Origin of the sequence: Hymenobacter nitidus, assembly GCF_020447315.1 — a bacterium.
GTDB classification, from domain to species: domain Bacteria; phylum Bacteroidota; class Bacteroidia; order Cytophagales; family Hymenobacteraceae; genus Hymenobacter; species Hymenobacter nitidus.
The window spans coordinates 76,925-89,970 of the sequence record NZ_JAJADQ010000001.1; the positions used below are offsets into that span (position 1 = coordinate 76,925).

A 13,046-nucleotide genomic window follows, 5' to 3' on the forward strand; every position below is an offset into this window, starting at 1 on the left:
AGAGCATTATGAAAAAGCAATTACAACACGGCCTGCTGGCCGCCGCCCTGATGGTAGCCGGTGCTACTTCGGCCCAAGCCCAGGTTACCTTCGGCCCCCGCGTAGGCCTGAACGTAGCTAACATTGCTACCGATTTGCCCGGCAGCATCGAAATTGACACGAAGACCATCTTTGCTCCCCAGGTTGGCTTGACGCTGAATGCTCAGTTTGGCAACTTGTCGGTTCAGCCTTCCTTGCTGTTCTCGCAGAAGGGCTACAAGCTCGAAGAGGAGGAAGATGATTATTCTTTCAAGGCAACTACTCGCCTGAGCTACGCTGAAATTCCAGTAAACTTGGTGTATACCACCGGTGGCACTGAAGGCTTCCAGGTATTTGCTGGTCCTTATGTAGGTTTTGGCATTGGTGGCAAATCGAAGTTCGAAGAGGATGATAACGGCGAAAAGTCGAGCGGCGAAGCCGACATCAAGTTTGCCAGCAAGGAAGGCGACGCCGAAAAAACCGAATACGTTCGCGCCCTTGATTTTGGCCTGAATGCTGGTGTTGGCTACAAAGCCGGCCCTATCCAGGCACAGTTGGGCTACGGCCTGGGCCTGTCGAACTTAGTTCCTAACGACGAGGACGACAAAGATCCTGAGTTCGAGTTCAAGAACCGTGTGTTCACCCTGAGCATCTCGTATTTCTTCGGCGAATAGTTTATTCGACTGTCAGAATAAAAAAAGCCTCTCCTGACCAGGAGAGGCTTTTTTTGTGGAGTAAAGATTCCCGGGCTTAGGGCCGGTTGGTGCTGTCGAGCACCCGCTCGGCCTGGGCCACGTGGCGCTGCACGTGCGCGACGATGAACTCCAGTTGATCGGTCAGGCGCAGGTAGAGCAGCGGAATAATTGGGTTGGGAATGCGCACCGCGTTGGCATTGATGGAGCGGGCCTGCTGCACGATGTTGAGCAGCTCATCGAGCTGGCGCCCGAACACCTCTACCACCGTGCGGGGCAGGCGGCTGCCGCTGGGCGCGTACTGCTGCGGCGACTTGAGCGGCTTCTCGCTGGCCGGCACCCGCATGGCGTCGATGAGCTTGCGGCCAAAAAAGCCGGATTTCACTGTTTCGGCCGGGCGGCTGCCCCGTTCCTGGGCCTGCTTCAGCTTGCGCAGAATGGTGGGCAAGTAGTGGCCGCCCACAATATTGAGGTGCTCCAGGCACTGACCCACGCTCCACTTATCGGTCGCCGGCCGGCGGTTTAGCTGGTCGTCGGAGAGCGGGCGGAAGCGGCGGGCAGTAATATTCCGCACGGCTTGAAGCTCGGTGGCGAGTTGGTCAAGGAAGTCGGTAGTACGCAGGGCAGACTTACTCATGGCGGGCAGGATGAAATACGGGTAGCGGGCAACGGGCTGTAATATTACGCGCTGGCGCCGGTTTATTGGCAATTACGCACGCTCCGGCATTTCAGATATGCGCGGAGCGGGCAACAGCCAAGCCGGAAAGCGGCGTGTTGTGTAGAAGCTCTGCGCCAAATTTCCTATTATGCAGGGCTTATTACGCTATTCTACGTGAAACATAAAATTATCAATTCGGCTGCCGCCCCGGGCTGGCAGCTTTGGGTGCGCCGCTATTTCAAGTTCTCGCGCCGCGAAACGTCCGGCATGGTGGTCTTGCTGCTGCTCATGCAGGGGCTGCTGTTTGCGCCTCAACTACTGCTGCCTGCCCTACCCCACTACGACCCGGCCCCCGACCAGGCGCAGCTCAACCTGCTGGCTGCCGAGCTGGCCGCTCAGCGTCAGCCCCGCGTGTACGCCGCGCGCTACCCCCGGCATACCTACCCGCGCCGGACCGTGGTGCCGCAGGTGCGGCTGGCTCCCTTCGACCCCAACACCCTGACGGCTACCGATTGGGAAGCCCGGGGCGTGGCACACTTTCTGGCCCAGCGCCTCGTGCATTTCCGCGACGTTATCGGAGGCTTCAGGGCCAAGGAACAAATTAAGCGGACATATGGCCTGCCCGATTCGGTGTACGCCCGCCTGGCGCCGTATATCCAGCTGCCCGACCAATTGCCGCCCCGGGAAAAGCGCACGGCGCGGCAGTATGCCAATACTGCCTACGAGCCGCACCCGGCCGGCAACTACGTGCGCAAGCCCAAAAACCTGGCGCCCTTCGACCTGAACGGCGCCGACACAACGCAGCTCATGCAGATTCGGGGTATCGGGCGTGGCCTGTCGCGCCGCGTTATCGATTACCGCACCCAGCTGGGCGGCTTTCTGCGGGAAGAGCAGCTAACCGAAATCTACAGCCTGCGCGATGCCCCCGACTTGGTAGACAGCCTGCGCAAATACACGTTTGTGACGCCCAGCTTCGCGCCGGCTATGCTGGACATCAACACAGCGCCCTTCGAAATCTTGCAGGCGCATCCCTACGTGGGCAAGCGGCTGGCCCGGGTGCTGGTGGCTTTCCGTCAGCAGCACCCACCCTTCAAGCAAGCCGACGACCTGCGGCAGATCCGGATTCTGGACGCCGAAACCCTGGATAAACTGCGGCCCTACCTGCGGTTTTAAGCCGGAAATATCAGCCGCTTAGTTGCGAATGGCCAATGCCACGCCCATCACGCCACCGGGCGCGTACGTGGGCACAAGCAGCAGCTTCTGGGCTACTTTGGTAGGCAACAGGCGCGTCAGAGCCGGATACACGCGCCACACCGCTTCCGCCGACAAGAACCCGATGCCGGCACCGGCTACCACGTCGGTTACCCAGTGGCGGTTGTGCAGCACGCGCATAGTGCCCGTGGCCGTTGCTACGGCATAGCCGCCCACGCTGATCCAGGGGTTTACCTTGCCGTACTGCTCATGCAGCAGCGTGGCCGTCATGAATGCCTCACTGGTGTGCGCCGAGGGAAAGGAGCTGTAGTCGGTCGGAATGTCGGGGCGCTGCTCGCGGCACAGGCGTTTCAGGTTGCTGGTCAGGCCCATGTTTACCTGGTGGGCCAGCAGGTAGATGAGCGTGAACGGTACTACGCCCCGCTCCCCTTTCACGCCGGCCAGCTGCAAGGCGTAGGCAGCAGCTACCGGCACGTGGCGGGTGTAGTCGTCGAGCCGCGTGTCGAAGGTGGGAAACGCCTCCTTGGTTTCTTTCTGAATTTCAATTTTGGTACGCCGCAGGATGTTGTCCTGACTGCTTAGCCAGGCCACGCCAACCAGGCTGAGCGGCACGGCTACCCGTAGTGCAGCAGGCCGGCTCAGCAGGTGCAAGGGCCGCAGACGAGCGGGCGACACTGCCGGCATAAGCACCGGGGCGGGAGAGACAAAATTGGAATCTGGCGCACTAGGAGCGGTGGCAAACTGCGCCGTAGCCCGCAGGCTGAGCAGGCTGCCCACCAGCAGCAAAACGTAGCTAAAACCCATTAAGCAAGCTGAAGCGTGAAAGGATAATTATAGCAATATACTGCTAACCTGCGGTTTAAAAAACCTTTTCCCGGCTCCTGACTTCTATTTTCGGCGGGAAGCTGGCCCTTTTCACGCCGGGCTGCGTATGGACGCTGGGTAGCCGCCTACTGGTGCAGCCCCTGGTTTTTCCGTTAACCCCTGTTTAAAATGCTGTTATTACTGCGCGACAAGCTGTTTCCGGTTTTGGTATTTATCCAGTCCGTACTCTGTGGCTGCGCCAAGGATAAAGACCGCGGCAATTTTGACAAGGTGACGCAGGCGTATGAGGTGAAGCAGGTCGGCCGCCTCAACAAAAGCGAGGTGGCCGAAAGCTCGGGCTTGGAAATAGCCAATTCGACTGGCGACCTATGGACCCACGCCGACGGTGGTAATACGGCCAAGCTCTACAAAATCACCCAGCAGGGCGACCTGCTGCAAACCCTTGAACTGGAGCCCCTACTCAACATCGACTGGGAAGACCTGACTCGCGACGACGACAACCACATGTTCATCGGCGACTTTGGCAACAACCAGAACAAGCGCCGCAACCTAGCCATCTACCGGCTCGGCGGGCCTACGCTGCAGGATATTGATACTATCCGGTTCAAGTACGCTGACCAGCGCCTGTTTCCGCCGAAAAAGCCCCAGCGCAACTTCGACTGCGAAGCCTTTTTCTACCACCAGGACAGCCTGCATCTGTTCACCAAAAACCGGGGCGAGGGCAACTGGTTAAAGCAGTACGTGCTGCCGGCCCGGCCCGGCACCCATACGGCCCGCCTGGTCGACAGCGTGCAGATCAACACCTGGATAACGGCCGCCGACATCAGCCCCAACGGCCGCACGGTGGCATTGCTGGGCTACGGCCACGTGTACCTGATAGACGTGGCGCCCGGCCGCAAGCTTTTCGACGGAGCCAAGAGTTGCCTGCCCATTCCCTCCAGCGGGCAGGCCGAGGCCCTGGTATTCGTGAACGACCATGATTTCGTGTTCAGCAACGAGAAGGGCAAGATTTTTCGCGCCACCTACCGCCTCTAAGCAGCTGGCACCATTGCTGGCCGCAGCATTTCCGTTCTCCTAATTCCTTTTCCTATGGCTACTATTCTGGTTACCGGCGCCACGGGCACTGTGGGCACCGAGCTGATTTCGGCTTTGGCCAACCGCGGCCTGACGGTACGCGCCGGCGTGCATTCCCTCATCAAAGGCGACCGGCTCCGGCAGATGCACCCCGAGCTGCAACTGGTCGAAATAGAGTACAGCAAGCCCCAGACCCTGCACGTGGCCCTCACGGGCGTCGACCGGCTCTGCTTGATTACGCCCTTCAGCGAAGACCAGGTCGAGATAGGCAAGCGCGTCATCGATGCCGCCAAGCTGGCCGGTGTGCAGCACATCGTGCGGTTGTCGGCAGCCGGCGCCGATGCCGAGCCGGGCATTCAGCTGGGCCGCTGGCACCGGGAAGTGGAGCGGCACCTGGAGCAGAGCGGCATTCCCTACACCATTCTGCGGCCGGGCAGCTTCATGCAGAACTTCGTCAACTACAACGCCGAGTCTATCTGCCACGAGGGCAAGCTCTACATGCCGCTGGGCAACGGGAAAGTCAGCTACATCGATGCCCGCGACATTGCTCTCACGGCCGCCCACATTCTCAGTGCCGAGGGCAGCACCCACCACGGCCAAGCCTACGAGCTAACGGGTCCGCAGGCCCTAGGCCTGGATGAGGTAGCGGCCGCCATCAGTCAGGCCACCGGCCAGCCCGTCACCTACGTCGACGTACCTGAAGAAACCGCCCGCCAGGCCATGGGCCAGGCGCCAGCCTGGATGAGCGAGGCCATGCTGGAGCTGTACGGCTTATCCAAAGCCGGCTACGCAGCGGGCGTTACCAACACGGTGGAGGCTATTACGGGCTGCCCACCCCACACCATTGAGCAGTTTGCCCACCACAACTGCCACCGGTTTAAAGCCAGCAGCTAGCAGCGGCAGCGCCTTTACTATAACGAAAAAGGTCTTCTGCCGGGCAGAAGACCTTTTTTTTAAGCCGGCGCTCCGGCAGCCCGGTCCCTGCTGGCTTATGGGCTTCGTGCTACTGCCAGTGGCTTTACTTCGGGAGTAAAACATGACTGAGCTTTACTTCTGCCAGTTTAGCTTGTCCGCTGAATACCAGGAAGCAGATAGCCCGAATGCAGGCCGATGGCGAAAGATAAGTTGCAGCGTTTCTTGCCGCCAGGGCCGATTTATGACGTGTTATAGCTCCGGTCTGGGGCGAGTTTATTCTGTAAACAAGCGATGCTACAATTAAAAATTCCCCTTAGTTTTACTGCATTCTTCAGTAATCAACCTTTTACCTCCACAACCAAGCCGTAGTTATGAAAACTGGCAAAGTGAAATTTTTCAACGAATCCAAAGGCTTTGGGTTCATCGTTCAGGACGACACCAACCAGGATATTTTTGTCCACCAAACCGGTCTTGTCCACGAAATCCGGGAGAATGACCGGGTTTCCTTCGATGTTATCGAAGGCAAAAAAGGCCTGAACGCCGTTAAAGTCGAGCGTATCTAGCTCTTTCCCCCTGATTCGCGCTGATTTGGACTACTACCACCCTGCCCTGTCAATCACCGGAGCGGGGTGGTATTTTTCTATCCAGCCCAGCCGGTTTCGGGGCGCGTAGCTGACTCCACCAGAAGTGGCAGCGGCTGCACGGGTCGTAGCGTTCCAGAAAAGCGCTATTTGAATCGAAAAAAATCCTCTTACATTTACCTCATTCTTTCATCTCACCATTTCCAGCAATGAGTACCGGTATCATCAAATTTTTCAATGAAGCCAAGGGCTTTGGCTTCATCACGCCGGACGGCGGTGGTGAGGACATCTTCGTACACGCCACGGGTCTGAAGCAGCCCGTACGTGATGCAGACCGCGTAGAATTCGAAGTTCAGCAGGGCAAAAAAGGCCTGAACGCCGTTAGCGTGCGTCTGGTTGACTAAATGACTTTCTGCGGATAGCCCGAGGGCTATTGCAAAAAAAGACCTCCCGGGCTGCGGCCCGGGAGGTCTTTTTTTGCAAGTAAATCAGAGTGCGCCTACTGGGCCGCTTTTACTACCCGTACGCCCACCGCCATAATACCGGGCAGCTGATCCTGGCGCATATACTGCTCCAGCACGACCTTGTAGGTGCCCGGCTGGCGAAACTGCTGCCCCCGCAACGCCAGAAACTGGTGGTCGAAGATGTCGCCGGAGCCCTGCCCCCGGGGTTCCCCGGTCTGGGGGTCCATGAGCAGCATCTGGTGCAGCAGCTGGGAGACGCGCTTGTTACTGGGGTCCAGCAGCGTGTGCTTCACGTAGAGGTTGTAGTACCCATACATGGATTCGTTACGGACGTTAAAGTAAATGTCGTAGCGCTGCGTGGTGTCCGCAATTTCGAACTCGAAGGTGGGCTTTTCCTGAACGGTCCATACCGCTTTGTCGAGCTCCTGGTTTTTATCATACACTTGGTTGTCGTCGCAGGCGGCCAAGCCGAGCAGCAAGCCCAGGCTCAGGACCCATGTGGTGGCCTTACGCATACGCTAGGAGTTTGCGGGCGCTGAGCCTGGGTTTCCATTCCCCTCGGCACCACCGGGCCGGGGCGCCCGGCCCCCACGGCGCGACGAGCGGCCGCCACGGCTACTCCGTTCACTGTTTTCGTCCCGGGGTGGCCGGGCGGCGCTGCCGTCGGCTGGGGGGGTGCTGGCCGAGCGGGGCGGACGGCCCTCGCCACGGGGCGCCCGGGGTTCAACGGCTCCTTCGGGGCGGGGGGCGTCGGGTCGGCGGCCTTCCCGGCTCTCCGGCTTGGGGGCGGCTTCGCTCCCGCCACGCGGCGTTTCACTGCGGCCCCGGTTGTTGCGCCGGTTCAGGGGGCGGGCAGCGGCACCGCGCGGACGACGCGTTTCGGCCCCGGTGGCCTCGCCAGTTGTTTCGGTAGGCACCGGAGCCGGCGCTTTGGCGGCGCCATCGGTGCGCCCGCCATTGCGCGGTGCGGCCGGCGCTGCGGCAGCTGTTGGGGCACTGATTCCTCCCTCCTTCTTCTTTTTGCGCTTGGGCCGCTTGCTGCCCTTAATCTTATCGTCGAGGCGGTCGAGGTTGCCTTCCACGTGAGTCGACACTTCGGGCTCGCGCTCGGCTTCCAACACAGGGGCCAGCAGGTTTTCGGGCTTTTCGCCGCGCTTGTTCTGATCCTGAATTTCGCGCACCCGGTCGGTGGAGAGCATCACCCAGTTGTTGTCGCCGCGGAAGGCAAACCACATGCGCCGCTTGAAAATGTCGGTTTTCTGCAAGAAAGCGTCGCCCTTTTCCGTCTGGAGTGGGCGCGACACCTGGGGAATATCCTTCAGCGCGTCGAGGTAAGTATCGAGCTCATAGTTGAGGCAGCACTTGAGGCGGCCGCACTGTCCAGACAGCTTGGCCGGGTTCAGGCTCAGGTTCTGGTAGCGGGCGGCGGTAGTGCTCACACTCTTGAAATCGGTGAGCCAGGTAGAGCAGCACAGCTCCCGCCCGCACGAGCCGATACCGCCGAGGCGGCCCGCTTCGTGGCGCAGCGAAATCTGGCGCATCTCGACCCGCACCCGAAACTCATCGGCCAGCCGCTTAATCAGGTCCCGGAAGTCGACCCGGTCATCGGCCGAGTAGAAAAAGGTCGCGCGGGTGCGGTCGGCCTGGTATTCCACGTCGGAGAGCTTCATTTTCAGCCGCAGCTCCTCCACTACCGAGCGGGCCCGGAACATGGTGCCCGTTTCCAGGTCGCGCACGGCTTCCCAACGCTCCACATCCTGGGGCGTGGCAACGCGCAGAATGCCCCGAATCTCCTTGGAGTCGAGGGGCGTTTTCTTTTTGCGCATCTGCAGCCGTACCAGCTCACCTTTCAGCGACACGTGGCCCAGGTGCCAGCCGTTGCCGGCGGCCTCGATTACGACGGCGTCGCCGGTAACTAGGGGCAGGCGGTTGGTATTGCGAAAAAACTCTTTGCGGCCGCCTTTAAAGCGGATTTCAACTATATCAAACTCTTTGAAATCGACGGGCAGGTCGACGTCCTGCAGCCAATCGAATACGTTCAGGCGCGTGCAGCCGCCAGAGCTACAGCTGCCTTTGGAGCCACAGCCCGTTGCGGACGTAGAGCAGCCGCCAGAGGAACAAGAAGTGCAAGCCACGGCTTGGAAGGTTATATCGTGAGGTGAACGAGGAGTTCACACGGATTCGGTTTTCAACAAAGATAAGCATTTCGGTTCCTCTGCCTTGGTTCTGGCAAAAGTGCCGATTCTTGGCCTGGAAGGCCATTTTTAGGAAAATTGTCACCTCTAACAGCATTTGCCTTGCCAAAGGTTTGCCCCGGAGGCAATTCTCCAACAAGATACTCGCAGCTGGCTAGGCAAGTCTATGGGCCGGCGGTGTGCCTGGTGCCGAACGGTCAAATTAAGAAACTCTGCCTCATTGGTGAGCTTCAAGATCCTGAATAAGGCGCTTTGCCGGATACAAGTCTATAGGCTTACGGCTGGCAAAGCACCAATCAGACGGCACACGAATATTAGCAAACTTATATAAAGTAACACGTGGCTTTCATTAGGAACATGCCTGCGCATACACGCATACTTTGCAATTATTTTAAAGTTTCGTTAAAATACTGTTGACATTAACAATTTTTATCTTCTATTTGGACGCATCATTCATTCATCCCTCACCAACCCTACCAAACCAAACCTTTTATGAAAATCAACAAAATACTTTCCGCAGTAGCCATTTGCGCAGGCTCGGTAGTTGCTCTGTCGTCGTGCTCGAAAGAGGCCGAAAAGGTAACCGCCAAGAACGAAATTTCTGCCGATGCTATCAGCAAGATTCAGCAGTTGGGCTTCACTACCAAAGACGCTCAGAAAGTTGAAGGCGGCTACCTCGTGGAAGGTGACATTATGCTGACGGAAGAGTCGTTGAACAGCAAGCCTGACTACAAGCTGATGCGCGTAGCCGAAGGCGAGCAGTACCGCACCAACAACCTGGTAAGCGTAGGCTCGGGCCGCACCGTAACCATCCGCGTTTCGACCAACCTGCCTTCGGCTTACGTAACGGCTACCGACGAGCTGATTCGTCGCTATAACGCTCAGGGTCTGCTGATTCGCTTCAGCCGCGTAACCTCGGGTGGCAACATCGTACTGAGCGCTGCTCCATCCGGCTCAGGCTATTTGGCCTCCGCTGGTTTCCCCTCGGGCGGCAATCCTTACGGCCAAGTATTGGTTAATGCCGGTGCTATCGGCACGGCTAACGCCAGCACGTACATTGCTACCATCCTGGCCCACGAAGTTGGTCACTGCATCGGCTTCCGCCACACCGACTATCAGAACCGCGCTTACAGCTGCGGTGGTGCTTACACCAACGAAGGTGCCAGCACGGTTGGTGCCGTACACATTCCCGGCACGCCCACCACGGCTGATCCAAACTCGTGGATGCTGGCTTGCATCGGCTCGGGTGCTAACCGTCCGTTCAACACGAACGACGTAACGGCACTGCGCTACGTGTATTAGTAGGTCCAGTACCTAGCTCAAAAGGCCTGGTTCCCACAAGGAGCCAGGCCTTTTTTTGTGACCTATTCTGCGCAAAGCCGGCTTCCAGGAGCGGCAGGCGACACCTCCTCTTTTATTTAAGACTTTACTGGTTAGCCCACACTTACCGGTTTAAGGCGAGTAGGCACGTAACCAACAGATAAGCAACCAGTACTTACGTACATGCTGGCCGCAGATGAAACTGTTGCGGGAGCCGAAAAGACCGTTATACCGCTCATCGTTCCACATTCTGCACTTGCTACCCTGACTTTATATAAGCACCGCTGGGCTGAGAACGGTCATTTTCTTTGCATAATCGAAAGCCCTTGCGCGGAAAGCACAAAGCGGTAATAATGGAAAGCTACGCAGCCAATGCTTTTACAACACTACCACGCGGGTAGTCAGCACTGCGCCGCTGGCCGTACTCACCCGCACCAGGTACATGCCCTTGGCCAGGCCGGCCGTAGGTACTTCCTTCACCACTCCCGTCCCCAGGGTTTCGCGCAGCAAACGCCCAGTCATATCGTAAAACTGCACGCGCACATCGGCGCTTTCGGCTACCAGAATCTGTAGCGGCTCGCCAGCCACAATCGGGTTGGGATATACTTGCACCTCGCTGAGCCGGATAAACTGGACTTCCTCAGTCTGGCTGTATATCACTCGCCCGTCGGCGAGTTCGAGCCGCACCCGGTATTCGTTGCGGCCGGAGGTGGGATTGGCATCCACAAAAGTGGTTTGCAGGGTAGCAACCGGCGCTATGGTTTGCACTGCCACGGCCCCAGTAGGCGTCAGGCGCTCCAGCGTCACGGATTTGAGGCGGAATATGGTACCAACCTCCAAGTCAAACAAAACCGTATCGGTAACGACAGTGCGTGGCAAAAAGCTTCTGACGTAGCAAGCCGTGCCCTGCTCCGTGAAATCAATGGTAGTGCCCCGCTCCCCTAGTATTTTCCCATAAATGGGAGCCACGGCGTAGTAACGAATCGGCATCTGCGCCTTGGTCAGCACTAGGGCTGTATCAGCGGTTGTCAGGTAGGGCTCCAGAAAGTTCTGCACCAGGCGGTACACTTGGTACTGCTGAACCCCGGGCGTGCGGGGCCATAGCAACAGAGCTTCCTCTTCGCAGGCATAGCCCACGCTGGGCGTTAATGGACTCGCAATGCTGAAGGTATCGGACAGAAAAGTGGTGTTGCCAACCAGCATCCGAACGCGGGCCAAGGTAGTGGTATCGGGCACTGCCCAGCTGTAGTTGGTGCTGGCCAGAGGCACATCAGCTTTGAGCAGACGCCATTTCTGCGTACCCAGGGGCTGATATTCCAACCGCCCCGTACCAGTCTGCCCCGACCAGTGCCAGCGCAGAATGTTGGTAGCAGCGGGCCGTAGATTGGTCGTATTACCGGGGCGCACCCAATCGAAGCCAGCACTGTATTCATATGCCAGACTGAAGGGCTGGGCCGCAGCAACTGCCGTTCCGCGCACCCGCACCGTATAGGCTCCGGCTTCCGGCACGTCAATACTGACTTGCTCTACATTGTTTAGTCGGTCGGCACGGCGCTTTGGCAGTTTCGCCAGGGAGTCGGCGTGCGGAAAAGTGCTCAGCGCCCAGGGTAGCCAGGTTTTCCCCGAGGCCATATGCACCAGCTCCAGATCCAGGTCGTGGACCAGGGCCTGCGCTGCGGCGGGTGAAGCGGCCGGATCGGCCCAGGCCAGGGTCACTTTCAGCTGCTGCTGGCCGGCGGGCACGGTAATGTTGAACGTGCGCAGGCTGCTTTGAGTGGCGGAGCCCTGGAAATAGTGCTGGTCGCGCACCGTCTGAATGGCACCGGCCACATCGAGCTGCCCAAAGCCGGTTTCGAAATCAACTCCGGGGCGGCCCGTATCATCGGCGCTGTTGAGCAATACGGCTTTTACCAGCGCAGCGGATGGTGTCGTGCCCGCATTCTGGGCCTGGTAGGCCTGTTGTACGAGTAAGCTGGCCCCCGAAACCAACGCCGCCGACTCGGAAGTACCGCCGGCGCCGTAGGCCACCAGCTCGGGCTTGATGCGCCCGTCGTAGGCGGGGCCGCGGGAGCTGAGCGGAGCTACCTGGCCCAGCTGGTCGGTGGCTCCCACGCTAAGAGTATTCTTGGAGGTCTTGAACTGGCCGGTCAGGTTGGCTACCGCCGGAATGCCTTTGTAACGGCCTTCGGTGCTGGTTTGCGTGCCCACATTGCCCGACGAGAATACGTGCACCAGCGTCGGATACTGCTGCACCTGCTGGTCATAGGCCTGCGACTCCAGCCCGTAGTAGTTCTCGATGGCCGCCACGCCGTAGGAATGGTTTTGCACGGTTATGCCCGCCGGTACCAGCGTATTTGCCTCATCCGGCAGCAAATTCTGGTAGCTGGAGGTGGCCAGCTTTGCCTGCCAGGCTACACCTTTGCCGGCCGGCGCCGAGTTGCCGGCACCGCCCACCAACGTGGCAATAGCAGTGGCGTGGGGCGAAGAGCTGGCAGTAAACAGGCTACTGGCGACAACCCGGCCCTTGAAATCAATATCGGTCGGGTCGAAGGAGTCTTCTTTGACGGATACGGTCAGGCCTTGCCCGGCCAGTTCGGGAAAGCGGGTATGCACCGTCGTAATGCGATTCACGCTCAGGTCAGACTGATTCAGCTGCCGCTCATCGTAGGCCCGGCGGTTGGGCTTATCTACGAAATCGACCAACGGCGAGGCACTCAGCTGCTGCACTTGCGCTGGGGTAAGCTTTTCCAGCAGGAGCACTGGCGTGCCCGCCTCACGCACCACCCGAATTTGGCTGGCGGGCAGATTCAGCTTGGCCCAGGCCAGAAACTCGGCCTTGCGCCCGACGCTTACCCGCACGGCTTGGCGGGTGCCTGCGGTGAGCGGACAAGTTAGGCCCGGCGCTATTTTGGAACTGGTCTGCTTATGCTCCTGGGCCGCAGCCTGACCAGATAATCCCAGCAAGACACCGGTTAGAAGAACTCCCTGAAATACCGATAACTGGTGAAATATGCTGGCAATATAGCGCATCAACGAAAGCGGAAGGGTGGGAAGTAAGCTGCCCGACCTTACGCCGCCGGGACTGTTAAAGA

At 58.9% G+C, this 13,046-nt stretch carries 12 protein-coding genes; 7 read left to right on the forward strand and 5 right to left on the reverse strand.

Translation table 11 applies throughout. The features are described 5' to 3' along the window. Window positions 1-8 precede the first annotated feature (8 nt). Complete coding sequence (locus LGH70_RS00285; protein ID WP_226181591.1) at window positions 9-692, forward strand: porin family protein; 684 nt, start codon at window positions 9-11, stop codon at window positions 690-692. Window positions 693-768: 76 nt separating this feature from the next. Here LGH70_RS00285 and LGH70_RS00290 read toward each other — a convergent pair whose 3' ends face one another. Further along, window positions 769-1,347 carry a DinB family protein gene (locus LGH70_RS00290; RefSeq protein ID WP_226181593.1) on the reverse strand — a complete coding sequence of 193 codons (579 nt, stop codon included), beginning with the start codon at window positions 1,345-1,347 and terminating at the stop codon, window positions 769-771. A gap of 195 nt (window positions 1,348-1,542) precedes the next feature. On the opposite strand from LGH70_RS00290, the gene LGH70_RS00295 reads away from it, so the two are divergent. After that, window positions 1,543-2,541 carry a ComEA family DNA-binding protein gene (locus tag LGH70_RS00295; RefSeq protein WP_226181595.1) on the forward strand — a complete coding sequence of 333 codons (999 nt, stop codon included), beginning with the start codon at window positions 1,543-1,545 and terminating at the stop codon, window positions 2,539-2,541. An 18-nt stretch (window positions 2,542-2,559) separates the two neighbouring features. Here the strand turns inward: LGH70_RS00295 and LGH70_RS00300 are convergent, their stop codons facing one another. After that, window positions 2,560-3,384, reverse strand: coding sequence for a phosphatase PAP2 family protein (locus tag LGH70_RS00300; RefSeq protein WP_226181597.1), 825 nt, complete (start codon window positions 3,382-3,384; stop codon window positions 2,560-2,562). Window positions 3,385-3,573: 189 nt separating this feature from the next. Here LGH70_RS00300 and LGH70_RS00305 point away from each other — a divergent pair, with 189 nt between their 5' ends. The 4 genes from LGH70_RS00305 to LGH70_RS00320 all read left to right on the forward strand — a co-directional run bounded on the left by LGH70_RS00305 (window position 3,574) and on the right by LGH70_RS00320 (window position 6,379). Further along, entirely contained in the window at window positions 3,574-4,440 is an 867-nt protein-coding gene (locus LGH70_RS00305; RefSeq protein ID WP_226181599.1) for a hypothetical protein, read from the forward strand. A 54-nt stretch (window positions 4,441-4,494) separates the two neighbouring features. Then, window positions 4,495-5,373 (forward strand): SDR family oxidoreductase, encoded by an 879-nt coding sequence (locus tag LGH70_RS00310; RefSeq protein ID WP_226181601.1) that lies wholly within the window; start codon window positions 4,495-4,497, stop codon window positions 5,371-5,373. Window positions 5,374-5,765: 392 nt separating this feature from the next. Next, window positions 5,766-5,957, forward strand: coding sequence for a cold-shock protein (locus tag LGH70_RS00315; protein WP_135464609.1), 192 nt, complete (start codon window positions 5,766-5,768; stop codon window positions 5,955-5,957). 227 nt (window positions 5,958-6,184) lie between these two features. Next, window positions 6,185-6,379, forward strand: coding sequence for a cold-shock protein (locus LGH70_RS00320; protein ID WP_100337462.1), 195 nt, complete (start codon window positions 6,185-6,187; stop codon window positions 6,377-6,379). A gap of 95 nt (window positions 6,380-6,474) precedes the next feature. On the opposite strand, the gene LGH70_RS00325 is transcribed toward LGH70_RS00320, so the two are convergent. After that, entirely contained in the window at window positions 6,475-6,954 is a 480-nt protein-coding gene (locus LGH70_RS00325) for a gliding motility lipoprotein GldH (RefSeq protein ID WP_226181603.1), read from the reverse strand. A gap of 3 nt (window positions 6,955-6,957) precedes the next feature. Then, a complete protein-coding gene (locus LGH70_RS00330) occupies window positions 6,958-8,574 on the reverse strand; it encodes a PSP1 domain-containing protein (RefSeq protein WP_226181605.1) in 1,617 nt (538 codons plus the stop codon). Window positions 8,575-9,126: 552 nt separating this feature from the next. Here LGH70_RS00330 and LGH70_RS00335 point away from each other — a divergent pair. Further along, window positions 9,127-9,936, forward strand: coding sequence for a M57 family metalloprotease (locus LGH70_RS00335; RefSeq protein ID WP_226181607.1), 810 nt, complete (start codon window positions 9,127-9,129; stop codon window positions 9,934-9,936). Between the two features lie 396 nt (window positions 9,937-10,332). Here LGH70_RS00335 and LGH70_RS00340 read toward each other — a convergent pair whose 3' ends face one another. Next, window positions 10,333-12,918 carry a S8 family serine peptidase gene (locus tag LGH70_RS00340; protein ID WP_226181609.1) on the reverse strand — a complete coding sequence of 862 codons (2,586 nt, stop codon included), beginning with the start codon at window positions 12,916-12,918 and terminating at the stop codon, window positions 10,333-10,335. Window positions 12,919-13,046: the final 128 nt, after the last annotated feature.

Excerpts from the sequence above, each read along its gene's own strand:
- LGH70_RS00285 (WP_226181591.1), top strand. The coding sequence starts at position 9 with ATGAAAAAGCAATTACAACACGGCCTGCTGGCCGCCGCCCTGATGGTA.
- LGH70_RS00290 (WP_226181593.1), bottom strand. The coding sequence starts at position 1,347 with ATGAGTAAGTCTGCCCTGCGTACTACCGACTTCCTTGACCAACTCGCC.
- LGH70_RS00300 (WP_226181597.1), bottom strand. The coding sequence starts at position 3,384 with ATGGGTTTTAGCTACGTTTTGCTGCTGGTGGGCAGCCTGCTCAGCCTG.
- LGH70_RS00305 (WP_226181599.1), top strand. The coding sequence starts at position 3,574 with ATGCTGTTATTACTGCGCGACAAGCTGTTTCCGGTTTTGGTATTTATC.
- LGH70_RS00310 (WP_226181601.1), top strand. The coding sequence starts at position 4,495 with ATGGCTACTATTCTGGTTACCGGCGCCACGGGCACTGTGGGCACCGAG.
- LGH70_RS00315 (WP_135464609.1), top strand. The coding sequence starts at position 5,766 with ATGAAAACTGGCAAAGTGAAATTTTTCAACGAATCCAAAGGCTTTGGG.
- LGH70_RS00320 (WP_100337462.1), top strand. The coding sequence starts at position 6,185 with ATGAGTACCGGTATCATCAAATTTTTCAATGAAGCCAAGGGCTTTGGC.
- LGH70_RS00325 (WP_226181603.1), bottom strand. The coding sequence starts at position 6,954 with ATGCGTAAGGCCACCACATGGGTCCTGAGCCTGGGCTTGCTGCTCGGC.
- LGH70_RS00335 (WP_226181607.1), top strand. The coding sequence starts at position 9,127 with ATGAAAATCAACAAAATACTTTCCGCAGTAGCCATTTGCGCAGGCTCG.